This is a genomic window from Nocardiopsis deserti (genome assembly GCF_008638355.1).
GTDB lineage: Bacteria > Actinomycetota > Actinomycetes > Streptosporangiales > Streptosporangiaceae > Nocardiopsis > Nocardiopsis alborubida.
Map to the genome: position 1 here is coordinate 23,138 of NZ_ML703348.1, position 23,015 is coordinate 46,152.

Genomic DNA, 23,015 nt, shown 5'->3' on the forward strand with positions numbered 1-23,015 from the left:
CGCTCAGTCCAGCAGGTGGGCGTTGACCTCGCGCACGTCCCCGGCCAGGTCGGGCCGCTCCACGACCGTCCGGCCCGCCGCGCGCAGGCGCTCGGCGCCGTCGCAGTCCACGAACACGGAGGGCTCACGCCAGGCGAACACCACGCGCGCGACGGGCGTGGCCAGGATCAGGGCCGAGCAGGGCAACGGCCGGGAGGAGCGGGAGCTGCACGGTTCCAGGGACGAGTACAGGGTGGCGCCGGCCAGCCGGGGGTCGTCGGCGTCCACCTCCCGCAGGGCCGCCTCCTCGGCATGGTCGTGCGGATCGTCACGGCGCGAGTAGCCCTCGCCCAGGACGGTGCCGTCGGCGGCGACCACGGCGCAGCCCACCGAGAACGCCGTGTCCGAGGGCGGGCAGGAGCGGGACAGCTCGACGGTGCGGCGCAGCCAACGGGCGTCGGACTCCCCCTCGGCGGGGGGCGGACCGGCGCTCACGCGTGCGCTCCCGGGGCCAGCCGGTAGCGCAGGACGGCCACGTCGCCCAGCGCCCTGGCCTCCACCAGCCGCATCGGCGCGTCGGGGGTCTGCGGGAAGGCGCCGGGCACGACGAAGCGCGGGGCGTCCTCCTGCCCCACCAGGAAGGGGGCCACCGCCAGCCGGAGCTCGTCGACCAGCCCCGAGGTGAGGAAGAGGGTGTGGATGTGCCCGCCGCCCTCGACCAGCAGGCGGGCGACGCCCCTGTCGGCCAGGTCGGCCAGCACGGCCCGGACGGTGGGGGGGTCCCCCGCGTCCACGACCTCGGCGGGCGGATCGGCGGCGGGCCGGACGGCCAGCGCGCGACGGGCGGTCTCCACGCCCTCCCCGCCGGTGTAGACGACAGCGCCCGCGTCCCCGGTGGAGAAGAAGCGGGCCGCGGGGTCGACCTCTCCGCCACGGGTGACCAGGGCCTTGAGCAGGTGCTCGGTGCGCCCGCCCTCCCGGCGGCGTTCGCGCAGCTCCGGGGAGCGCACCAACAGCCGCGGGTTGTCGGCGCGCAGGGTGCCCGCGCCGACGAGGATGGCGTCGCACCCCGCCCGCAGTTCGTCGATCTCGGCGAAGTCGGCCTCGTTGGACAGGCGCAGCCGCTCGGGCCCGGTGTCGTCGATGCGTCCGTCGACCGACATGGCGCAGCTGAGAATGGTGTACGGGCGGTCCATGGTCCCAGGCTAGCCACAGCGCGGAGCCGGGCGGGTCGGTGCCCGGGAGGGCCAGCGTCCGAACGGTGCTTCGGTGTTTTCGGACCGCCACTCCGCCCTTCACCGGTTGTGCCGCATTCCTGGGTGCGCCGGGGAATTTTCGCAGGTGGCGACTACGGGCGCGGAATTTCCCTCCGATATGCGCGGGGGAACGCTTTTCGCCGTTCCCGCACGGGAACGCGCCCGCGGATCCGCCCCGGGGTGGGACACAACCGCACGTACCCACACGTCTCCCCTGTCACACACGCGCACTCGCAGAACCCGGTAAGCCCCTATCCATGGGCTTACGGCCTCCGGGACCCCGTCCCGATTCCTCCCATAATGGACATTAGGGGTATAGCACCTAGCCTGCCCAGGATCGCCCTCCGACACACCCCGCAGTACTTCCCGGGCACCGCGAACACCGGTTTTTATGACCGGTGTCTGTGACTCGGTTAACAACACCGCTCACGCGGAATACAATCCAGTGGTCGACCACTCTTCCCACCTCAGACAAGAGGACGGCGATGTCTCGATTCACCTCTCCCGCTTTCCTGAGGCAGGCGGGGGGCAAACACCTCCGCGCCCACCCACCGCCCGCCGTCGACCTGACCCGGCCCAGCGTGGCGCGGCTGCACTCCTTCCATCTCAAGGGCAAGGACCACTTCGAGGCGGACCGGGACCTGGCCAGCCGCGCGGAGCGGGCCGCTCCGGGGTTCCAGGACCTCGTGCTGGGCGAGCGGGCCTTCCTCCAGCGCGCCGTCCGCCACCTGTGCGCAGACCTGGGCATCCGGCAGTTCATCCAGTTCGGCGCGGGCCTTCCCGCACCGGGTGATCCGCACGAGATCGCGCACGAGAGCGACCCACGGGCCCGGGTCGTCTACGCCACCGACGATCCGGTGGTCCTGACCCACCACCTCGCCCTGCTCCGCGACCGGCGCACCACCACCGCGGTCCGCGCCTCGCTCACCCGTCCGGAAGAGCTCCTGAACAGCTCCGAGACCCGGAGCTTCCTCGACCAGGACGAGCCCGTCGGCCTGCTGCTCACCGGCGCCGTCACGCACACCTCCGACGCCGACCACCCGGCCGAGCACATCGCCGCCCTGCGCGACGCCCTGGCTCCCGGCAGCCACATGGTCCTCAGCCACTACTGTCGTCCCGACCCGGCCGTCTACCCCAAGGACGCGGCGCGGGCCGAGCAGCTGGACCAGGTGTTCGCCGAGCGCCTGCGGTCCGGCCGCTGGCGCTCCCGGAAGGCCATCCTCGGCTTCTTCGAGGGCTGGCGCGTCACCGAGCCCGGCGTGATCGAGGTCCAGCGGTGGCGCACGCTACCCGTGGCCCCGCCCGTACCCGGCTGCTACCAGATGCCCCAGCGCAACCGCCGACTGCTCATCGGCGGCGTCGGCGGGATCTGAGGCGTTCCTCCTCCCCGCGTCGCAGCCGCCCCGGACCGGCAGCGGGCGAGGTGCGCCACCGCGCACACCCGGCCCCTCAGCCCAGGGGCCTGACACCGGGCGGTCCCGTGTCCCGACCACGGGGACCACCGGAGTGCTTCAGCGGCCCCGAACCGCTGGCCCGGATGGTGGATGTCCGGCCGGTGAGACCCGACCGCCCCGGCTCCCGAGGGCACGGACGCGGCCCCGGCGCCGCTCTCCTCGCCGTCGGAACGGGCGCACGTCGCCCCCGGGCCGTGGCCCCTCGACCGCGGTCCCGTCCCGCAGCCCATGCCGCCGTCCCACCGGAACAGGAAGCCGGTCGGACCGGGCCCGGCGCCCACACACGCGCCGTGGCCGTGCCACACGCTGCGACGGAAGGGGACGCCCCCACCAGCGCCCACGCTCGCCCTGACCGCCGGGCGTCCCGTCGACACCGACCGGCCAGGACCCTGCGCACGGGTCGTCCCCCACACGTTCGCCGATGGGTCCGCCCCGGCGGGCGGAAGCGCGCCGGGGCGGAGTCTCGTCGGAGTGCGGGAGGGATCAGGGGCTGGTGCAGCTGATACCGCTGGGTGCCGCGGAGGAGTCTCCGGTGGCGACGAAGCCGAAGGTGACGGCGCCGTCGGCCGCGATGGCGCCGTTCCAGGGGGTGTTGCGCACCGTGACGGCTCCGCTGGTGCCGGTGTTCACCCCGTTCCAGAGGTTGCCCACGGACTGCCCGGGGGCCAGGGTCATACCGACGCTCCAGCCGTCGAGCGCGCTGGCGCCGTCGTTGCGGACCGACACCTCGCCCTGGAAACCGCCGGACCAGCTGTTGACCGTCCGGTAGCTGGCCGTGCAGGCGCCGTCCGTGCCGCCGTCATCACCGCCACCGCCGTCGTCACCGCCGCCGTCATCACCGCCACCACCGTCACCACCGCCGCCGTCGGTCAGGGCCGGAGTCTGCCAGTCCCTCCACTCGGACAGGTCGCCGGACCTGCCGGGCGCGACCCGGAACACGCCGGGGGCCTCGCCCGTCCCGTGCAGGAACGTCTCGATGCTCTGCCGCAGCGGGGCACGCCACTCGGGCCTGGTGGCGCAGTGGGTGCCGTCCTGGACGTCGGACCAGTAGCTGATGTTGTCCTGGGCGCCGAGCGCCTGGTAGACCTGCGCTCCGCCCAGGGCCGCCACGCTCCCGGACCGGGCTCCCAGCCAGTCGATGTGGGGGTTCTCCATGACGAACAGCCCGCGCGGCGCGATCATGCCCAGGATCTGGTGCGTGTCCACCGGCAGCGTGCTCGGGTTGCCCGTGTGGGAGCCGAAGGCGTCACCCAGCCACGGCTGCTCGCCGTAGGCGCTGCTCAGGGGCTGGGCTCCGCTCTCCTGGGCGACCCCGCGGAGGACGGGGACGCCGCCGGTGCCCGACTCGATCGGCATGGTCAGGTCGATGCGCTGGTCGAACGCGCCCGCCACGAGGGCGCCCTTGCCGTAGCGCGAGCACCCGGTGACGCCGGTCGCGTCCGCCTGGAGGACGCTGCCGCCCGACTGCTCGACGACGTCGATGATGCGGCTCGCGCCCCAGGCCCAGGCCATGAGCAGCCCCGTGCCGCTGGAGGAGCCGTAGATGTCGTAGAACGCGCCCTGTTTGTTGCCTCGCGAGGTGCCCTCGGCCCCGACCGCGAAGGGGTCGTAACTGATGACGGCGGCGCCCGCGGCGTTGATGGTGGCCGTGTCCGCCCCGAACCCGCCGTAGACGATGACGGCCGGGAAGGGTCCGGAACCGCTCGGCAGGTCCACCGACGCCGAGAAGCTGGTACTGCGGCCCTGGTCCGTCACGTTCACGGTGATGCCGGACGAGGTGACCGTGCCCGTGACGCTGTCGGGGGGTGCGGGTTTCTCCCCGTAGACGGAGCTCTCCGCCAGTTCGTGGATCTCCGCCCGGCGGCACTCCCACTCCTCCCGGGTGGAGACGCGGGTGCCGTCCAGGCTGGTGAAGGGGTCGGGAAGCAGGGGGTCGGCGGCCGAGGGGCCGGGGTCGGGCACCGCGCAGTCGGCGCCGTCGTGCTCGGTGGCGGGTTCGACCTGCGCGGCGGCGCCGGTCGGCGCAACGAGGGTGGTGGCCAGGCTGGCCGCGGCCACGAGGGCCGTGGCCGCCCACACCCGGGATCGGTGGCGGTGGAAGCGCATGAGGACCTCCGGAGGGAGGGCGCGCGATCGGCCGGAGCGGCCCCCGCCGGATGGCGTCGGGCCGCGTACCCGCCGGTGCGCACCAGACGGGGGGTGTGCCGGTCCGGCCCGCCGGGGGCGCCGCCGCGCGTGCGGCGGCCGGGAGCCGCATCCGGACTTCCGGTGGAGGGTGGGGGCGCGGGCCGGAACCAGCGGTGCGAGCCTCCATGGTAGGAAGAAATTTCGGCCATTTTCCAGTGGAGTAACGGAAGTTTTCCGGAATACTTTCGGAAGCGAAGCGCGGACGCGCGATCGCGTGAGACAGCCGGGACGGAGGGGGCGCCGGGCAGCTGAGGGCCGCAAGCGCGAGTGTGCGAGGCAGTCGGGACAGGTGGGGTCTTGGGGAGTTCAGGGCCGCGAGCGCACGGAGACAACCAACCCGGGAAAGAGCCGGGGGAGCCGCCCTCGGAAGCCGCCAGGGACCTCTTCTGCGGAGAAGCGGGTCGGACACAACGACGACAGGGCCCCTCCCCTGGTGGGGAAGGACCCTGTCCCTGCTGCTCCCGCGATTGGACTCGAACCAATAACCTGCCGGTTAACAGCCGGCTGCTCTGCCGATTGAGCTACGCGGGATCGCACTGGCTCCCCGAGCCCCGGGGGCTCGGCGACATCCCTTAGCCTAGCGCCTTCCGGAGGGTGCTCGCGACGGGTTCTCGCCTCCCGCAGCGGCTCCGACCACCCGAACAGCCGCTCACCCGAACAGCCGCCCGCAAGGCCGAGGGCCCGCCGGATGCTTCCGACGGGCCCTCATGGTGCTCCCGCGATTGGACTCGAACCAATAACCTGCCGGTTAACAGCCGGCTGCTCTGCCGATTGAGCTACGCGGGATGGCATCCGTCCCACGGCCGGGCCGTGGCGACACATCAAGCGTAGCGTCCCCGCGGAGTGCTCGTGACCGGTGTCGGCATGTGTGGCGGAGTCGCGACGAGGTAACGTCGAGCACGGATCACGCCGATCGTCTCCAAAGGGTGAAGAGGTAGACCATGCGTTACCGGATCACGTTCGCCGCCGGACTCGCCATCGGTTACGTCCTGGGAGCACGGGCGGGCAGGGCCCGCTACGAGCAGCTCGCGCGCACCGCGCGCAAGGTGGCCGACAGCCCGGTCGTCCAGGAGGTCGCCGGCCTGGTCGGCGCCCAGGTCAGCAACGCGGGCCGCACCGTCTACGACAAGGCCGTGGACAAGATGCCGGTCACGTCCGTGCGCGACTTCCTCGCGCGGCCCACCGACGAGGAGATCGAGCTCGTCGAGTGGGAGAGCCACAGGTCCAACGGCACCCAGCCTCCGGAGGACAACGGCTCCCCCGGCAACGGCGGGAACCGCTAGTGGCCCTGTTCTCCAGGGGTGTGCCAGCGGCGCTGCGAGCCCGGCTGGAGCGGGGCGAGCGCGTGCTGGCCCACGCGCCCGTCGCCTCCCCGGCCGGGGAGGCGGCGCCCGTCCTGGCCGCCACCACGCGGGCCCTGCACCTGCCCGACGGGCGCGCGGTGCCCTGGCAGGACATCGACCGGGCCAGCTGGAGCCCCGACACCTTCACCTTCCTGGAGGAGGGCACGGGCGAGCACACGGTACGGCTGCGCTCAGACCCGGGCTCCGACGGCGTGGACTACCGCCGCCTGGCCGAGACCGTCTCCGAGCGGGTCACCGCGACCATCCTGGTCAACCGCTTCGTGCCCTTCCCCGGCGCGGACTCCTCCACGGGCTTTCGCCTGGTGGCGCGGCGGCCGCCCGGCGGCGCCGACGTGGCCTGGCGCATCCACCTGGGTGAGGGGGTGGACCAGCGGGACCCGCGCCTGCCCGGCGCCGTCTCCCGCGCCCTGGACGCCCTCCACGACCAGATGGGCGTGTGAGGAGGTACTTCCCAGCGCCCGACCGGTGCCGGGCGGCTCGGGGGGTTCCGCGCGCCCGGCACCGGGTGGCCGGAAGCGGTCAGCAGGCCTCGAAGAGGTAGTCCCCGTGGTCGGGGCCGACCAGGTCCAGGTCACGCAGGATCATCCGGGAGGGCGCGCCCGGAGCCGCGCAGGCCTCCTCGAAGGTCATCCCCTCCTCCTCCAGTGCCTCGGGGTACTCCACCGCCAGGACGGCGTCACCGTAGACGTCGGTGTAGGCCTCGCACTCGTTCCACACCGCGCACTCCTCCGTCATCGCGAAGTCGAAACCGACCTCCTCCCTGGCGCGCTCGGTGACCTCGGCGGAGTTCTTCTGGCCCGCGGCCATGCCGTGTCCGTGTGTGAGCCCGACCAGCTCGGCGGCCAGCGCGAGGTTGTCGTCGACCGTGAGCAGGCCCTGGGAGCGCAGGTCCGAGTCCAGGTTGTCGAACTCGACCGCGTCGAAGCCCTTGTCCGCGCAGGCGGAGACGGTCTCGGCGAGGATGTCGGCGATGTCGGAGCGCTTGTCCTCGGTGGAGGTGTCCAGGAGGCGCTCGTCGGGCCAGTCCCCGTCGACGACGGGCTCGCCCGAGGCGTCGCGCAGGATCAGGTCCGGGTGCTCCTCGAGCCACCACTCCAGGTCGCCGGGCTGGGTCTGGAAGCCGTTGACGTAGCAGACGGAGTACATCCCCTCCGCCGGCTCGGAGGTGGAGTCGCGCACCACCGTGCCGACGCCCGGGGGCGGGGCGTAGGAGGCGCCGAGCTGGTAGTCGAACGTGCCCTCGGGGAAGCCGTCGAAGGCGGCCGCGGCCGCCTCGGAGGCGGTGTCCGAGGTGTCCGCGGTGGAGGAGGCGAGTTCGCCGCCGCCCTGGCTCGCACAGCCTGCGGCCAGGAGCGCCGTCAGGCCGACGGCGGCGGCGCGGAGCCCGGTGGGTGTGGACATGGAGGAACCCCGTTCTGCGGCGGTGGGGTGGCCTGCCGCCTGGTGGTCGGCGGTCCCGCCGCGCGGGCGGGACGACGCCTACGGTAAGTGCCCGCGCCCGGTGCGGGGCCCGGTCCGCGGGACGCGGCGGGGGTCACGGGCGCGGCCCGCGCCGGAACGCACGGTCACCCTAGCCACGGCCGCGGTCCGGCGAAAGGCTCGGTCTCTCGGCCACCGACCGGCCGCGTCCCCGGGGTGGCCCGGAACTGCGGGAACCCCCCGGGGATGTCGGCAGGTTCACATGCTTCCCAGGAGACGACAGGAGTCACACGCGGTCGGATCGCCCGGCGGGCTCCCGAGCGTCGCGGGCCGCCATCCCCTGCGCGTCGCGTTCCGCCAGCCCCCGCGCCAGCACCTCGGCCAGGTGCAGCGCCCGGCGGCCCGCCCCCTGTTCGATCTGGGTGCGGCAGCTGTAGCCGTCGGCCAGCACCAGCGTGTCCGGGGAGGCACCGCGCACCCGGGGCAGCAGTTCGCGCTCGCCGATGGCCGCGGACACCTCGTAGTGGCCCTCGGTGAACCCGAAGTCGCCCGCCAGTCCGCAGCAGCCCGAGTCCAGCACCTCGCCGTCGATCCCCGCGCGGGCGATCAGCTCGCGGTCGGCGTCGAAGCCGATCACCGCGTGCTGGTGGCAGTGCACCTGCGCCAGGGCCGAGGCCGCGATCCGGGGCGGCCGCCAGTCGGGCGCGTACTCGTTGAGGAAGCCCGCGAGCGTGTGCACGGACGCGGCCACCCGCTCGCTCCGCTCTCCCGGGAGCAGCTCGACCAGGTCGTGGCGCAGCGCGGCGGTGCAGCTGGGCTCCAGGCCCACCACGGGCAGCCCCTCCTCCACCAGCGGCTCCAGCGCCCGCACCGCTCGGCGCATCACCGCGCGGGCGGTGTCCAGCTGTCCGGTGGACACCCACGTCAGACCGCAGCACACCTGTCCCCGGGGCAGCACCACGGTGAACCCGGCGTCCTCCAGCACGCGCACGGCGGCCGCGGGCACGTTCGGGTTGAGGTGGTTGCCGAAGGTGTCCGGCCACAGCACCACCCTCGGTCCGCCGGCACGGGCCTGCCCGCGCGCGGCGCGGCGCCGGAACGCGCGGGTGAAGGTGGTGCGGGAGAACGAGGGCAGGTCGCGCTGGGCGGCCACCCCCGCGACCCTCTTGGCCAGGCGCGACACTCCCGGCAGCCGGGTGGCGCGGTTGGCCTCGGCCGGGGCGAGCGAGGCCAGGCGCGCCCAGAGGGGCAGCCAGCCCATGGAGTAGTGGGCGGCCGGGCGCACCCTGCCCCGGTAGTGCTGGTGCAGGAACTCGGCCTTGTAGGAGGCCATGTCCACGTTGACCGGGCAGTCGCTCAGGCAGCCCTTGCAGGACAGGCACAGGTCCAGGCTCTCGCGCACCTCCTCCGAGCGCCAGCCGTCGGTGATGACGTCGCCGCTGGCCATCTCGAACAGCAGGTGGGCGCGGCCGCGGGTGGAGTGCTTCTCCTCCTGGGTGACCTGGTAGCTGGGACACATGACGCCCGGCCCCTCCTGGCGGCGGCACTTGCCCACCCCGGAGCAGCGACGCAGCGCCTTGGCGAGGTCGCCGTCGTCCTCGCGGTAGGCCAGTTCGGCCCGCGAGAGCAGCGGCAGCACCGGGCCGGACCGCTCCGGAGGCGCCGTTCGGGGACTGTGGGATGCGGTGGGAGGCCCGGGGACGGAGGGACCGGGGCTGGAGGGGCTGGGGACGGCGGCCACCCGGACATCGGCGTCCAGGGGCAGCGGGTCGACGATGATGCCGGGGTTCATGAGGCCCGCGGGGTCCCAGATCCTCTTGAACTCGCCGAAGGCGCGGACGAGGGAGGCCGGGTACATGCGGGCCAGGAGCTCCGAGCGCGCCTGGCCGTCGCCGTGCTCGCCCGACAGGGAGCCGCCGTGCCGGACCACGGTGTCGGCGGCCTCCTCCATGAACTCCCGGTACTCGCGGCGGCCCCGCTCGGTGGTGAGCTCGAAGTCGATGCGCACGTGCAGGCAGCCGTCACCGAAGTGGCCGTAGACCACGCCGAAGCGGCCGTGGCGCTCCATGAGCGCCTCGAAGTCGCGCAGGTAGTCGCCCAGGTTCTCGGGCGGCACCGCGGCGTCCTCCCAGCCCGACCAGGCCTCGGCCCCCGAGGGCGTGCGCTGGGTGAGCCCTGCGCCCTCCTCCCGGATGCGCCAGAGCGCCTTCTGGTGGGCGGGGTCGGAGACGACGAGGGCGTCGCTGGGACAGGATGTGCCCGGCAGGGCGGCGAGCATGCCCTCCGCGGCGTCGGCGGCGTCCGCGGGGTCCTTCCCGGCGACCTCCACCAGGAGCCAGGCACCGCCCTCGGGCAGCGGTACGCGCGAGCCGGAGCCGAACCTGTCCAGGGAGGCGACCATGCGGTGGTTGATGCCCTCGACGGTGAGCGGGCGGTGGCCGAGCAGGTCGGGGACGGCGTCGGCGGCCGCGGGGGCGTCGGGATAGCCGAGGACGGCCAGGGCGCGGGCGGGCGGCGACTCGACCAGGCGCACGGTGGCGCCGAGGACGAACACGCAGGTGCCCTCGGTGCCCACGAGGGCGGCGGCGACGTCGCGGCCCTTCTCCGGCAGCAGGCGGTCCAGGGAGTAGCCGGACACGCGGCGGCGGAAGTCGGGCATCGCGGTGCGCAGCTCGGCGCGGTGGGCGTCCACGAGGCGGGCGAGGGCGGCGTGGATCCGGCCCTCGCGTCCGGGGCGCGCGGCCAGGGCGCGGTGCTCCTCCTCGCCATCGCTGGAGCCGACGGTGAGCCGGGTCCCGTCGCTGAGCAGCACGTCGAGGGAGACGATGTTGTCGGCGGTGGTGCCCCAGGCGACCGAGTGGGAGCCGCAGGCGTTGTTGCCGACCATTCCGCCCACGGTGCAGCGGCTGTGGGTGGAGGGGTCGGGGGCGAAGGTGAGCCCGTACTCGGCGGCGGCGCGGCGCAGGTCGTCGAGGATGACGCCGGGCTGCACGGTGGCGGTGCGCGCCACGGGGTCGATGCCCTCGATGGCGCGCAGGTGGCGGGAGGTGTCGATGACGACGCCGGTGCCGACGGCGTTGCCCGCGATGGAGGTGCCGCCGCCCCGGGGGACGATCGCCACCCCGTGCTCGGCGCAGGCGCGGACGGCCGCCACGCAGTCCTCGACGGTCTCGGGGACCACCACGGCGAGCGGGACCCGGCGGTAGTTGGAGGCGTCGGAGGTGTAGAGGGCGCGTGTCCCCGCGTCGAAGGCGACCGTGCCCCGGACGCGGCTCTCCAGGTCGCGGCGCAGGGCGGCGACGTCGGTTCGGGCTGTGGTGCTGCTGTGCGGGTCGGCCATGGTGCCAGCGTGGCGGCTGCGGCCGCGGCGCCGCAAGCGTGCCGCGCTGCCCGGAGCCGGGCACCCGCCCCTCCCAGGTCCGCTGTCCGGACCGCCGCGGGCCCGGTGTCCGGACTCCTTCCCGGGACCGGTGTCCGCGCCTGACGCCCGGGGACTCAGCCCCCGAGGGACTCGTCCATGGCCCGCACCAGCTCACCGCGGGGGTCCATGTCCAGGTTCCACACCATGAGCCCGCCCAGCCCCTGTTCGAGCACGTACTCGCCCTTGAGGCGGATCACCTCGGGGCTGTCGTAGGTCCACCACTCGTCGCCGTCCAGGACCCAGTGGGCGCCCGCCTCCTCGTCCAGGGCGCGGGGACCCTCGATCTCCTGGAGCTCGGAGAAGGCCATGGTCGGGCCGTCGTAGCGGTCCTCCGCGGGCCCGGCGACCGGTTGCCCCGGCCCGGGTTCGGAGGGGTCCTCCAGCTGCCAGCCGCGGCCGAAGGCCGGAACGCCCACCACGAGCCGGCCCGGGGGCGCGCCCAGGTCCGCGTAGCGCCGCACGGCCCGGTCGACGCTGTTGGCGTCGGCGTCGGAGGAGTACAGGTTGGAGTGGTAGGCGGTCAGCTCGCTCCACGGACCGGCGAAGTCGTAGCCCTGCACGGTGGCGAAGTCCAGGTGCTCGAAGACCCGCGCGTCGTAGGCCTCGCTGGCCGCGGCCCCGCCGGGCAGCGACGCGGACAGGACGTACTCCTCGCCGGTCTCACGGGACAGCGCGTCCATCTGGCGGCGGAACTCGGCCACCAGGAGGGTGAAGTTGGCCGCGTCGTCGGGGTGCTCCACGTTGTCCGGGTGACCCGCTCCCCCGGGCCACTCCCAGTCCAGGTCGATGCCGTCGAAGATCCCGGCGGCCGCCCCGTCGCCGCCCTGCGGCTCACCCTCGAACACCGGCAGGTCGCCGCGCAGCCACAGGTCCAGGCAGGAGGACACGAAGGCCTCCCGGGACTCGGGGGTGCGGGCCGCGGTGGAGAAGTGCGTGGACCAGTTCCAGCCGCCCAGTGACAGGCTGGCCCTCAGGTGGGGGTGCCTCTCCTGGAGCTGGCGCAGCTGGTTGAGGCTGCCCGCGAGCTCCTGCTCGTACTCGTCGGCCTGCCCGCTGACGCTCTGGTCCGCGTCGTAGCGGCGCTGGTACAGCTCCCAGGGCTGGTCGTGGGTGCCCGGGATGTGGCACAGGCCCTCGGCGCTGATGTCACCGAACGCCCACATCAGGCGGGTCAGGTGCTCGGGGGCTCCGCTGTCCTCCAGCTCCTTGACGGTGTAGCCGCGGTTGGCCACGTTCCAGTCGGCGAAGTACCCGAGCCTCTCGGGGTTCCTTCCGGTCGCGGTCACGAACACCCCCGTGATCAGCACCGCGGCGGCCACGACCGCCCCCAGAGCGAGCAGGGGGCGGCGCCGCGGGGGCGGTGCGTCGCCCGGCGGGGCTGGCGTGGCTCTCACTCCTACGACGTTAGACGCCGGACCCGGTGGATGCGGCGAGTCGACACCAGGTCGGCCACATCAGGCCGACCGTCCGCCGGACGGGAACCCTGGGAGCGGCCCACGCGTTGGGGGTGACCGCCGACCCGTTCGCCGTGATCTTGTACTTGTAGCGAGGTTGGAGCACCGATCCTCGCTACAAGTACAAGATCATCGCAGTTCAGAACACGGGAGCCACACCGGTAACGGTTCCGGCCGGACCGGACTCAGCGCCCACCGGCGGATGCCCTCAGTCCGCGCGGATGAAGTCGCGCAGGCTCCCCGCCCTTGAGGGGTGGCGGAGCTTGGCCAGGGTCTTGGCCTCGATCTGGCGGATGCGCTCACGGGTCACCCCGAACTCGCGCCCCACCTCCTCCAGCGTGTGCGGGTGGCCGTCGGCCATCCCGAAGCGCAGCCGGATGATGCGCCGCTCGCGGTCGGAGAGACCGCCGAGGATGGCCCCCAGCTGCTCCTGGAGGACGGTGAAGGCCGCCGCCTCGACCGGGGCGACCGCGTCGGCGTCCTCGATGAAGTCGCCGAAGTCGGACTCCTCCTCGCCGATCGGCGACTGGAGCGAGACGGGCTCCCGGGCGATCCGCTGGATCTCCAGGACGCGCTGGCCGACGAACCCGGCTGCCGAGGAGACCTCCTCGACGCTGGGCTCTCGTCCGAGCTGCTGGTGCAGCTGGTGCTGGACCCGGACGATCTTGTTGATCGTCTCGACCATGTGCACGGGGATGCGGATCGTGCGCGCCTGGTCGGCGATCGCCCGCGTGATGGCCTGGCGGATCCACCACGTCGCGTAGGTGGAGAACTTGAAGCCCTTGCGGTAGTCGAACTTCTCGACGGCCCGGATCAGGCCGAGGTTGCCCTCCTGGACCAGGTCGAGCAGGAGCAGGCCGCGGCCCATGTACCTCTTGGCGATGGACACCACGAGGCGCAGGTTGGCCTCGATCAGGCGCCTCTTCGCCCGCCGCCCCTCCTCGACCAGGCAGGCCAGCTCCTCCGCGGTGCGCACGCCCTCGTCGGGCGCGCAGTGCTGCGCGTAGAGGCCGACCTCGATCGCCTTGGCCAGTTCGACCTCCTGCTCGGCGCTCAGCAGCGGCACCCGGCCGATCTCGCGCAGGTAGAGGCGGACCAGGTCCGACCCGGAGCGCCTGCCGCCGTCGGAGACGGGGCCGGTGTCCTCGGGGGCGGTGTCGTCGGGGCCCGAGACCTCCACGCCGATCCGGGCGAGGTGGGCGACCGCCTGGTCCAGGTAGTCCGGGGGCGCGTCCAGCCGGTCCAGGGCCGAGGCGACCTCGCCGCGGCTGACCGACCCCGTGTCGGGGAGCAGCCGGACCACCTGTCGAATGGACGGAGTTTCGTTGGTCACAACTGTTGGAGCCACCCGCCCATTGTGCCCTTTCGGGTACCTCGGAAGGGAGAACTACTATTGTCACCCCGGTGCTACATACCGCCCCGTCACATCTCCTGGAGAGCGCGTTTTTGCTGTTGGAGCGCCATGAGTTCGGTCAGCAGCCGCTGTTGTTCCTCCACCTGGGGAGTTCCCTCCAGACGGGACAGTTCCGATCTCAGGTTTGACTCGCGCCGGTTGATGGAATGAGTCTTGATTGTGCCCAGTATTTGTCGGGCGTAATGTTCGTCGAGTTCTCCGTAGAACTCCAGCTGTTCCACCACCAAACGGGTGAGAAAATCACGCTGCGTGTCATTGGGGGCGGCTTCGCGCAGGCCGTTCACCCATGCGGCGGGGTCGTGCGCGGCGGCCACCCCGCCCGCGGCGGTGATGAGCTTGAGCACGGCCCTGTGCTGGGGAACGGTGAAGTCCTCCTCGGTGAACGCGTCGAAGCCCACGGCCAGCGAGGGGAACTGCAGGGCGATCTTGAGCGCTTGGCGCTCGCGCTGCACGGAGGGGTCGCCCACGTTGTAGGGGGCCTCCTGCGCGTCCGGAGTGGGCACGGGCCGCGCGGGGGCCGTCCGCGGACCGGGTCCGCGGCCCCGGGCGCCGCGCATGTGCTGGTTGACCCGGCGCAGCACGAAGGCCTCGTCCAGGATGCCGATCCAGCGGTCGAGGTTCCTGCCGTAGTCGCGGCGCACGCCCTCGTCGCGGATGCTGGCGACCACCGGGGCGGCGGCGTCCAGGGCGGCCATCCTGCCCTCGGGGGTGGACAGGTCGTAGCTCTCCATGACGTTGCGGATCATGAACTCGTACAGCGGGGCGGCGTCCTTGACGAGGTCGACCACGGCCTGCGGCCCGTGCTGGAGGCGCAGGTCGCAGGGGTCGAGCCCGTCGGGCTGCACGGCGACGAAGGTCTCGGAGGCGAACCCGTGCTCCTCCGCGAAGGCGCGCACGGCAGCCTTCTGGCCCGCCTTGTCGCCGTCGAAGGTGAACACGACCTTGCCGCTCTGGTTGGTGCGGCCCAGCAGCATGCGGCGCAGGATCTTGACGTGGTCCTCGCCGAAGGAGGTGCCGCAGGTGGCCACGGCGGTGTCCTCCCCTGCGAGGTGGCAGGCCATGACGTCGGTGTAGCCCTCGACGATGACCGCCTTGCCCTCCCGGGCGATGTTGCGCTTGGCCAGGTCGAGCCCGTACAGCAGCCGCCCCTTGTGGAAGACCGGGCTCTCGGGGGAGTTGAGGTACTTGGGCCCGTCCTCCTCGGGGTCGAGCTTGCGGGCGCCGAAGCCGACCACCTCGCCGGTGACCTCGCGGATGGGCCACAGCAGCCGGTTGCGGAAGCGGTCGTAGGCGCCGCGCCGCCCCTGGCTGGCCAGACCGCCCTCGACGAGCTCGGCGTCGGTGAAGCCCTTGCGGCGCAGGTGCGCGGTGAGGTTCTCCCATCCGGCGGGGGCGTAGCCGAGGCCGAAGTGCTCTGCGTGCGTGCGGTTGAACCCGCGCTCGTCCAGGAAGCGCCGGGCGGTGACCGCGCCCGGGGAGAGGAGCTGCTCGGCGTAGAACTCGGCGGCGGCGCGGTGGGCGTCGAGCATGCGCTGGCGCTTGCCCGTGTCGTGCCTGGCGGAGCTGCGGCCGCCCTCCTCGTAGCGCAGGGTGATGCCGACCTGGCGGGCGAGCGTCTCGACGGCCTCGGTGAAGCTGAGGCTGTCGATCCTCTGGAGGAAGGAGATGGTGTCCCCGCCCTCTCCGCAACCGAAGCAATACCAGAGATTTTTGGAGGGGGTGACGTTGAAGGAGGGGGACTTCTCGTCGTGGAAGGGGCACAGGCCCTTGAGCGACCCGCCCCCGGCGTTGCGGAGCTGGAGGTACTCGCCGATCACGTCGGCGATGGGCGCGCGCTCGCGTACGAGGGCGATGTCTTCGTCTCTGATCCGGCCTGCCACGGTCTCCAGGGTAGTTCGCCCCGCCGACGCCGTGACCGCCGTGCACAGGCCCTCCCCGAGCCAACCCCCGCACCCGCGCGGCGGTCCCGCCCGCACCCGCACGGCGAGGGTCCTTACCCCGTGCCGCGACGGCGCCAGCGCCCGGGTTTCCCCGTCGCGCCACCGGGCGGCCATCTGCCGGCCGTCTCCGCGCCGGTGGACCCTGGGACCATCGGGCTCCCCCCGATGATCGGCTCCCCGAGGAGGCTCGGCACAGGTGCGCGGACTCCCCCACACGTCCGGCCGCGGCGCTTTCTGGTTCGTCGTGGTCGCCTCGGTCCTCGCGGTGGCCCTGGCCGTGGCGCTCGGCTTCGTCGTGGTCAACCGCCTGACCGGCGGCGGCACGGCCCTCGTGGAGGGCGTGGTCGGCTCGGAGAAGGTGGAGCTGTTCGAGGACGAGCGGGTCGTGGAGCGCTTCGCCGAACTCGGGTACGAGGTGCGGGTGCGCCCCCGGGGCTCGCGCCTGATGGCCGAGGACGCCGGGGGAGCCGACTTCGTCTCCCCCGGCTCGGGCCCGGCCTCCGAGCACGTGCGCGAGCGGCACGGGATCTCCACCGAGTACCGCCCCTTCAGCACCCCGATGGTCCTGCTGAGCTACCAGCCGATGGTGGACGCCCTGGAGGGCGCCGGGGTCGCCGAACAGGCCGAGGACGGCACGTGGTCGCTGGACCTGGCCGCCTACCTGGAGCTGACCGAGGAGCGCACCCGCTGGCGGGACCTGCCCGGGGACGCGGTCAGTTCCAGCAACCGCAACGAGGTGCTGGTGCGCACCACCGACCCGCGCACCTCCAACTCGGCGGCGATGCACGTGGCGGCCCTGTCCTACCTGCTCAACGGTGAGGAGGTGGTCGCGCCGGGCGCGGTGGACGAGGAGCTCACCGGGACGCTGTCGCGCCTGTTCCTCGCCCAGGGCCAGCCGCCGGAGTCCTCCCAGCAGCCCTTCGACCAGTACCGCGACCTGGGGGCGGGGCACACGCCGCTGCTGTGGGCCTACGAGGCGCAGTACGTGAACGCGATGGTCAACGGGCCCGCGCTCGCCGACGACGCGGTGGTGCTCTACCCGGGGCCGACCGTGTACGCGGTGCACACCGTCGTGCCGTTCACGGAGGCGGGCGACGCGGTCGGCCGTCTCCTCGCCGAGGACGCGCGGCTCCAGGAGCTGGCCGCGGCGCACGGGTTCCGCACCGAGGGCGGCACCCAGTTCGAGGACCTGGCGGCCGAGCACGGGCTGCCGGTGCGCGTCCGGGTGGGAGACGTGGTGAACACGCCCACCTACGAGGTCCTGGAGACCCTGCTGACGGGGATCGAGGACTCCTACACCAGCAACGGGATGCGCCCGCCCGCCCCCGACGCGTCGGTACGCGACGGGGGCGCCGGGGGCGGGAGCTAGGGCATGACGGGCGGACACGGAGGCGGGACGGCGATGGCGGCTGGAACGGGGACCGGGAGGGGCCGCGGGGCCAGCGGGGTCCGCAGGGGGCGCGGGATCAGCGGCGCGTGCGCTGCGGTGCTCGCGGCGGCCCTGGCGGCGACGGGCTGCTCCGCCCCGGGGTCGGACGCGGACGTGACGCTGCGGATCCTGGCCGGGAGCGAGATCGCCGACCTGGAGCCGCTGCTGGAGGAGGTCGGGGAGCGCACCGGGGTGGCGGTGGAGCTGGAGTACACCGGCACACTGGACGGCATGGCCCGGATCGCCGCGGGTGACCGGCAGGGCGAGGGCGGGGAGTACGACGCGGTGTGGTTCGCCTCCAACCGCTACCTCAACCTGGACGGCGAGGGCCGGTCGGCGGTGCACGTGGAGACGCCGGTCATGATCTCCCCGGTGGTGCTGGGCGTGGCCGCCGACCGCGCGCGGGAGCTGGGGTGGGACGAGGGCGCGGAGGTGACCTGGTCGGACGTGCACCGGGCGGTCGCGGAGGAGGACTTCACCTACGGGATGACCAACCCGGGCGCCTCCAACTCGGGCTTCTCCGCGCTGATCGGGGTGGCCTCGGCGATGGCCGACACGGGCGCGGCGCTGCGGTCGGAGGACGTGGAACGGGTGGGGCCCGATCTGGCGGAGTTCTTCGCGGGCCAGGAGGTGACGGCGGGGTCGTCGGGGTGGCTCACGGACGCGTTCGTGCGGCGCGCGGAGGGCGACAGGCCGGTGGACGGGCTGGTCAACTACGAGTCGGTGATCCTGTCGCTGAACGCCTCCGGTGTGCTGGAGGAGCCCCTGACGGTCGTGTACCCGGCCGACGGCGTGGTGACGGCCGACTACCCGCTGACGCTGCTGTCGGACCCCTCCGAGCAGACGCTGGACGGGTACGAGCGGCTGGTGGAGGACCTGACGTCGGAGGGGACCCAGCAGCAGATCGCCGACCGGACATGGCGGCGCCCGGTCACGGCCGGGGCCGAGCTGTCCCCGCCGGTGCCCTCGCTGGTGGAACTGCCGTTCCCGGCGAGCCGGGCGGTCGTGGACGGCCTGGTGGCGGACTACTCGGCCTCACTGCGCCGTCCGGCGCGCACCGTGTACGTGCTGGACGTGTCGGGGTCGATGGAGGGCGACCGGCTCGCCGAACTCCAGTCGGCCCTGGGCGCGCTGACCGGCGCGGACGGCGGTTCCCTGGCACAGAGCACGCAGACCTTCCAGGAGCGGGAGGTGGTGACGCTGCTGCCCTTCGCCACCCAGCCCGCCGACCCGCTGACCTTCGTGGTGGAGACGGGTTCGGTGGACGAGGTCAACGCGGACCTGTCCGCGGCGGTGGAGGGGCTGGAGGCCGAGGGCGACACGGCCGCCTACGACGCCCTGGTGCGGGCGTACAGGCTGCTGGAGGAGGGAGCCCGTACGGACGACGAACCCCTGATGTCGGTGGTGCTGATGACCGACGGCGAGGTGAACCGGGGTACCGGGCTGGAGGGCTTCCGGGAGTCGCTGGCGGCGCGGTCGGACACGGTGGCGCGTGTGCCGGTGTTCACGGTGCTGTTCGGGGAGTCGGACGTGCCGGAGATGACCGAGCTGGCGGAGCTGACGGGCGGCCGGGTGTTCGACGCCCGTGAGCAGGACCTGGAGCAGGTCTTCCGGGAGATCCGGGGCTATCAGTAGTACCCCGGACCCCCCGGAGGGGCCCGTCTCAGGAGGACCTGTCTCAGGAGGAGGTCCGTGCCCGGTCCGCCGTGGGCGGCGGACCCTGGGCCCCGCCCCCGTCCCGTCGGGGCCCGGAGGAGGACGGGGGGACGGAGACGGTGACGGGCCCGGCGCTGACACGGCGCTTGTTGTAGATGTCGAAGGCGACCGCCAGGAGCAGCACCAGTCCCTTGATGAGCTGCTGCCAGTCCACGCCCAGGCCGATCAGGGACATGCCGTTGTTGAGCACGCCCATGACCAGGGCGCCGATGACGGCTCCGACGACGGTGCCCACGCCCCCGGAGGCGGAGGCGCCGCCGATGAAGGCCGCGGCGATGGCGTCGAGTTCGAACATGGTCCCGGCACCGGTCGTGGCGGCGTTGAGCCGGGCGGTGAAGACGAGCCCTGCCAGCGCCGAGAGCACGCCCATGTTGACGAACACCCAGAACGTGGTGCGCTGGGTGCGGATCCCCGACAGCGCGGCGGCCTGCTCGCTGCCGCCGACGGCGTAGACCCGCCTGCCCATGGTCGTGGAGCGCATGACGAACGAGTACCCGGCGATGAGCGCGACGAGCAGCACGCCCACGACGGGCAGCCCGTTGTAGTCGGCGAGCACGTAGGTGAACGCCAGGATGGCGGCGACGATCACGGCCGAGGAGGCGGCGGTGGCCGGCGCGGACTGGACCGGGAGCCCGTGCCCGAGCGAGCGGGCGCGCGAGCGCCACTGGATCCACACCAGGGCGGCGGCCCCCGCCGCGCCCAGCAGCAGGGTGGGCAGGTGCAGGCCGTCCCCGGCCTGCCAGGGCAGGAACCCGCTGGCGATGTTGCGCAGGGAGGGCGGCAGCGGAGCCACGGACTCCCCTCCCAGGACGGCCAGGGTCGCGCCGCGGAAGACGAGCATCCCGGCGAGGGTGACGATGAACGCCGGAACGCGCACGTAGGCCACCCAGAAGCCCTGCCAGGCGCCGATGAGCGCGCCGAGCAGCAGGGCCACGGGCACGACCACGACCGTGGGCAGCCCCCAGGCGGTCAGCATGATCGCCGACACCGCGCCGGTGAAGGCCACCACCGAGCCGACCGAGAGGTCGATGTGGCCGGTGACGATGACCAGCATCATCCCGATCGCCAGGATCAGGATGTAGGAGTTCTGCATGATCAGGTTGGTGACGTTGAGCGGGGTGAGGAGCAGGCCCCCGGTGAGGATCTGGAACAGCACGATGATGGCCACCAGGGCGGCGGCCATGCCGTACTGGCGGGAGTTCCCGCGGGTCAGCGCGCCGCCGAGCCGGGAGAGTCGGGAGGTTGCGGTGGGCTCTTTCACGGGTGTCCCCCGGTTCGCGTCATCAGTCTCATGAGGGTTTCCTGGTCGGCCCCCTCCCCGGGGACCTCTCCGGTGATGCGCCCCTCGCACATCGTGTAGACCCGGTCGCACATGCCGAGGATCTCGGGGAGTTCGGAGGAGATCAGCAGCACGCAGGCGCCCTCCGCGGCGAGGCGGCGGACGATCAGGTAGATCTCGTACTTGGCGCCGACGTCGATGCCGCGGGTGGGCTCGTCGAGGATCAGCAGTTCGGGCCGGGTGAACATCCACTTGCCCAGGACGACCTTCTGCTGGTTGCCGCCGCTGAGGGTGCGCACGGTCTGGGTGGTGCCCTGGCTCCTGACCCGCATGCTCTCGCTCATCCGGGCGGCCTCCACCGTCTCCAGCCCGGGGTCGAGGACACCGCGCGCGGACACGCGGTCCAGGGCCGCCAGCGTGGTGTTGTGGCGGATGTCGTCGTCGAGGATCAGGCCGAGGGACTTGCGGTCCTCGGGCACGTAGGCGAGGCCGCCGCGGATGGCGTCGGCGACGCTGGCGGTCGCGAGTTCGACGCCGTCCTTGAGCAGGGTGCCGCGGACGTGGCGTCCGTAGGAGCGGCCGAAGAGGCTCATCGCGAACTCGGTGCGCCCGGCGCCCATGAGGCCGGCCATGCCCACGACCTCCCCGGCGCGCAGGGTCAGGCCGACCCCGTCCACCACGCGCCGTCCGGCCTGGGTGGGGTGGTCCACCGTCCAGTCCCGGACCTCGAAGCGCACCCGGCCGATCTCGCCGGTGCGCGGGGGGTGGCGCTGGTCCAGTGCGCGGCCGACCATCCCGCGGATGATGCGGTCCTCGTCGACCGAGGGGGTCCCGTCGGCGTCGCGCTCCACGGCGAGGGTCTCGATGGCGCGGCCGTCGCGCAGGATGGTGACCTCGTCGCAGACGCGCACCACCTCGCCGAGCTTGTGCGAGATGAGGATGCACGTGACGCCCTGGTCGCGCAGGTCCAGGAGGAGTTCGAGCAGCCGGGTGCTCTCCGCCTCGTTCAGCGCGGAGGTGGGCTCGTCCAGGATGAGCAGCCGCACCCGTTTGGCCAGGGCCTTGGCGATCTCCACGAGCTGTCTGGCGCCCACGCTCAGCGCCGCGACGGGCGTGGCCGGGTTCTCGTCCAGTCCGACCCTGCGCAGGAGCTCGCGGGCCCGGGCGTGGGTGGCGCCCCAGTCCAGGACGCCGTACCGGGCCTGCTCGTGGCCGAGGAAGACGTTCTCGCTGATGGACAGCTGCGGGATGAGGGCGAGTTCCTGGTGGATGATGGCGATGCCCGCGCGCTCGCTGTCGGCCACGCCGGAGAAGGCGCAGGGCTGCCCGTCCATGAGGATCTCGCCGCTGTGGGAGCCCGTGGGGTGGACCCCGCTGAGCACCTTCATCAGCGTCGACTTGCCCGCGCCGTTCTCCCCCATCAGGGCGTGGACGCGGCCGTGGCCGACGCTCAGCGACACCCCGTCCAGGGCCCGCACCCCGGGGAAGTCCTTGCGGATGTCGCGCATCGTCAGGAGCGGTCCGCCCCGGGGGGCGGACCGCGTCTGGTCCTGTCTCATTCGAGCTCGGACTCCTCGTAGTAGCCGCTGTCGACCAGGACCTCGTGGTAGTTGTCGGCGTCAACCGAGACGGGCTCCAGCAGGTAGGAGGGGACGACCTTGACCCCGTTGTCGTAGCTCTCGGTGTCGTTGACCGGGACCTCCTCGCCCTGCACCACGGCCTCGACCATGTCCACGGTCTGGGTCGCCAGGGTCCGGATGTCCTTGAAGACGGTCTGGGTCTGCTCCCCGGCGATGATGGACCGGACCGAGGCGGCCTCGGCGTCCTGTCCGGTGATGACCGGCAGCGGCCGGTCCGCGGTGCCGTACCCACCGGCGCGCAGGGACTCGATCACGCCGAGGCTGATGCCGTCGTAGGGCGACAGGACCGCGTGCACCTCCTCGTCGGAGTAGTGGGCGCTGAGCAGGTTGTCCATGCGGTCCTGGGCGACGGCGCCGGACCACTCCTGGGTGGCGATCTGCTCCATGGAGGTCTGGTCGCTGCGGACGACGAGGCGGCCGTCGTCGATGTGGGGCTGGAGCACCGACATCGCCCCGTCGAGGAAGTAGGAGGAGTTGTTGTCGTTGGGTGATCCGCCGAACAGCTCGATGTTGAAGGGCCCCTCCTCGTTCTCCAGGTCGAGGGAGTCCGCGATGTACTGGCCCTGGAGGACGCCGACCTGGAAGTTGTCGAAGGTGGCGTAGTAGTCGACGTGCTCGCTGCCGAGGATGAGGCGGTCGTAGGCGATGACGGGGATGTCGCTGGAGGCGGCCATGTCGAGCACGTCGCCGAGGGCCTCGCCGTCGATGGAGGCGATGACCAGGACGTCGGCGCCGCGGGTGATCATGTTCTCGATCTGGGCGACCTGGTCCTCCACGACGTCCTCGCCGTACTGGAGGTCGGTGCCGAAGCCGCGGGCCTCGAACTCGGCGACCATGTTCTCGCCGTCGTTGATCCAGCGCTCCGAGGACTGGGTGGGCATGGCGATGCCGACGACGCCGGCGTCGCCCTCGGGCCGCGCGGCGTCGCCGACGCCTCCGCAGGCGGTGAGCAGGAGTGTGCCGCACAGCGCGGCTGCCAGAAGGGGTGTGCGTCGGGAGTGGGGGGTCATGCGTTCGCCTTTCTGGGCGTTGTCCGGATGCGGGCGCGCACCGGAGGGGTCCG

16 protein-coding genes and 2 tRNA genes are annotated in these 23,015 nt (G+C 72.8%); 5 read left to right on the plus strand and 13 right to left on the minus strand.

The annotated features are described in order from the left end of the window. Positions 1 to 3: 3 nt before the first annotated feature. Both FYW99_RS03010 and FYW99_RS03015 read right to left on the minus strand, forming a co-directional pair. Positions 4 to 474 (minus strand): cytidine/deoxycytidylate deaminase family protein, encoded by a 471-nt coding sequence (locus FYW99_RS03010; protein ID WP_150249971.1) that lies wholly within the window; start codon positions 472 to 474, stop codon positions 4 to 6. After that, positions 471 to 1,175 (minus strand): RibD family protein, encoded by a 705-nt coding sequence (locus FYW99_RS03015; protein ID WP_150249974.1) that lies wholly within the window; start codon positions 1,173 to 1,175, stop codon positions 471 to 473. Before FYW99_RS03015 ends, FYW99_RS03010 begins: the two co-directional genes overlap by 4 nt. Positions 1,176 to 1,720: 545 nt before the next feature. Between FYW99_RS03015 and FYW99_RS03020 the strand changes: the two genes are divergently transcribed. After that, the gene (locus FYW99_RS03020) at positions 1,721 to 2,608 is read left to right on the plus strand and encodes an SAM-dependent methyltransferase (RefSeq protein ID WP_150249977.1); all 888 of its coding nucleotides are present in this window, start codon (positions 1,721 to 1,723) and stop codon (positions 2,606 to 2,608) included. Positions 2,609 to 3,172: 564 nt separating this feature from the next. Here FYW99_RS03020 and FYW99_RS03025 read toward each other — a convergent pair. From FYW99_RS03025 to FYW99_RS03035, 3 genes are all read right to left on the minus strand, one after another. Then, entirely contained in the window at positions 3,173 to 4,795 is a 1,623-nt protein-coding gene (locus tag FYW99_RS03025) for a glucuronyl esterase domain-containing protein (protein WP_150249980.1), read from the minus strand. Positions 4,796 to 5,334: 539 nt separating this feature from the next. Further along, positions 5,335 to 5,407, minus strand: a tRNA-Asn gene (locus tag FYW99_RS03030). Positions 5,408 to 5,589: 182 nt separating this feature from the next. Beyond that, positions 5,590 to 5,662: transfer RNA gene (locus FYW99_RS03035), tRNA-Asn, on the minus strand. Between the two features lie 155 nt (positions 5,663 to 5,817). Between FYW99_RS03035 and FYW99_RS03040 the strand changes: the two genes are divergently transcribed. Continuing rightward, the gene (locus FYW99_RS03040) at positions 5,818 to 6,159 is read left to right on the plus strand and encodes a hypothetical protein (RefSeq protein WP_150249983.1); all 342 of its coding nucleotides are present in this window, start codon (positions 5,818 to 5,820) and stop codon (positions 6,157 to 6,159) included. Further along, positions 6,159 to 6,680 carry a hypothetical protein gene (locus FYW99_RS03045; RefSeq protein ID WP_150249986.1) on the plus strand — a complete coding sequence of 174 codons (522 nt, stop codon included), beginning with the start codon at positions 6,159 to 6,161 and terminating at the stop codon, positions 6,678 to 6,680. The genes FYW99_RS03040 and FYW99_RS03045 overlap by 1 nt, the downstream gene beginning before the upstream one ends. 79 nt (positions 6,681 to 6,759) lie before the next feature. Here the strand turns inward: FYW99_RS03045 and FYW99_RS03050 are convergent, their stop codons facing one another. The 5 genes from FYW99_RS03050 to dnaG all read right to left on the minus strand — a co-directional run bounded on the left by FYW99_RS03050 (position 6,760) and on the right by dnaG (position 15,828). After that, positions 6,760 to 7,641 carry an endo alpha-1,4 polygalactosaminidase gene (locus tag FYW99_RS03050; RefSeq protein WP_150249989.1) on the minus strand — a complete coding sequence of 294 codons (882 nt, stop codon included), beginning with the start codon at positions 7,639 to 7,641 and terminating at the stop codon, positions 6,760 to 6,762. 304 nt (positions 7,642 to 7,945) lie between these two features. Next, positions 7,946 to 10,999, minus strand: coding sequence for an FAD-binding and (Fe-S)-binding domain-containing protein (locus FYW99_RS03055; protein ID WP_150249992.1), 3,054 nt, complete (start codon positions 10,997 to 10,999; stop codon positions 7,946 to 7,948). Between the two features lie 155 nt (positions 11,000 to 11,154). Beyond that, complete coding sequence (locus FYW99_RS03060; protein ID WP_190394532.1) at positions 11,155 to 12,474, minus strand: glycoside hydrolase family 18 protein; 1,320 nt, start codon at positions 12,472 to 12,474, stop codon at positions 11,155 to 11,157. Positions 12,475 to 12,742: 268 nt separating this feature from the next. Continuing rightward, positions 12,743 to 13,837: an RNA polymerase sigma factor RpoD gene (gene rpoD, locus FYW99_RS03065; protein ID WP_150250684.1), complete on the minus strand. Its 1,095-nt coding sequence runs from the start codon at positions 13,835 to 13,837 to the stop codon at positions 12,743 to 12,745. A 119-nt stretch (positions 13,838 to 13,956) separates the two neighbouring features. Further along, a complete protein-coding gene (dnaG, locus tag FYW99_RS03070; protein ID WP_150249995.1) occupies positions 13,957 to 15,828 on the minus strand; it encodes a DNA primase in 1,872 nt (623 codons plus the stop codon). A 256-nt stretch (positions 15,829 to 16,084) separates the two neighbouring features. Between dnaG and FYW99_RS03075 the strand changes: the two genes are divergently transcribed. Both FYW99_RS03075 and FYW99_RS03080 read left to right on the plus strand, forming a co-directional pair. Beyond that, on the plus strand, positions 16,085 to 17,257 hold the full coding sequence (locus tag FYW99_RS03075; RefSeq protein ID WP_150249998.1) for a hypothetical protein: 1,173 nt from the start codon (positions 16,085 to 16,087) through the stop codon (positions 17,255 to 17,257). A gap of 33 nt (positions 17,258 to 17,290) precedes the next feature. Beyond that, complete coding sequence (locus FYW99_RS03080) at positions 17,291 to 18,952, plus strand: VWA domain-containing protein (protein ID WP_150250686.1); 1,662 nt, start codon at positions 17,291 to 17,293, stop codon at positions 18,950 to 18,952. A 43-nt stretch (positions 18,953 to 18,995) separates the two neighbouring features. Here FYW99_RS03080 and mmsB read toward each other — a convergent pair whose 3' ends face one another. Genes mmsB through chvE form a run of 3 tightly spaced genes read right to left on the minus strand, consistent with a single transcriptional unit; the run spans position 18,996 to position 22,962 of the window. Next, entirely contained in the window at positions 18,996 to 20,294 is a 1,299-nt protein-coding gene (mmsB, locus tag FYW99_RS03085; protein WP_150250001.1) for a multiple monosaccharide ABC transporter permease, read from the minus strand. Beyond that, positions 20,291 to 21,871: a sugar ABC transporter ATP-binding protein gene (locus tag FYW99_RS03090; RefSeq protein WP_150250004.1), complete on the minus strand. Its 1,581-nt coding sequence runs from the start codon at positions 21,869 to 21,871 to the stop codon at positions 20,291 to 20,293. The genes mmsB and FYW99_RS03090 overlap by 4 nt, the downstream gene beginning before the upstream one ends. Next, entirely contained in the window at positions 21,868 to 22,962 is a 1,095-nt protein-coding gene (gene chvE / locus FYW99_RS03095) for a multiple monosaccharide ABC transporter substrate-binding protein (protein ID WP_150250006.1), read from the minus strand. Before chvE ends, FYW99_RS03090 begins: the two co-directional genes overlap by 4 nt. Positions 22,963 to 23,015 lie beyond the last annotated feature (53 nt).

What these genes read in the sequence shown, in the direction of transcription:
- chvE (WP_150250006.1), bottom strand. Translation starts at nt 22,962, where the DNA reads ATGACCCCCCACTCCCGACGCACACCCCTTCTGGCAGCCGCGCTGTGC.
- FYW99_RS03025 (WP_150249980.1), bottom strand. Translation starts at nt 4,795, where the DNA reads ATGCGCTTCCACCGCCACCGATCCCGGGTGTGGGCGGCCACGGCCCTC.
- FYW99_RS03015 (WP_150249974.1), bottom strand. Translation starts at nt 1,175, where the DNA reads ATGGACCGCCCGTACACCATTCTCAGCTGCGCCATGTCGGTCGACGGA.
- FYW99_RS03090 (WP_150250004.1), bottom strand. Translation starts at nt 21,871, where the DNA reads ATGAGACAGGACCAGACGCGGTCCGCCCCCCGGGGCGGACCGCTCCTG.
- FYW99_RS03020 (WP_150249977.1), top strand. Translation starts at nt 1,721, where the DNA reads ATGTCTCGATTCACCTCTCCCGCTTTCCTGAGGCAGGCGGGGGGCAAA.
- FYW99_RS03080 (WP_150250686.1), top strand. Translation starts at nt 17,291, where the DNA reads ATGGCGGCTGGAACGGGGACCGGGAGGGGCCGCGGGGCCAGCGGGGTC.
- FYW99_RS03055 (WP_150249992.1), bottom strand. Translation starts at nt 10,999, where the DNA reads ATGGCCGACCCGCACAGCAGCACCACAGCCCGAACCGACGTCGCCGCC.
- FYW99_RS03050 (WP_150249989.1), bottom strand. Translation starts at nt 7,641, where the DNA reads ATGTCCACACCCACCGGGCTCCGCGCCGCCGCCGTCGGCCTGACGGCG.
- FYW99_RS03040 (WP_150249983.1), top strand. Translation starts at nt 5,818, where the DNA reads ATGCGTTACCGGATCACGTTCGCCGCCGGACTCGCCATCGGTTACGTC.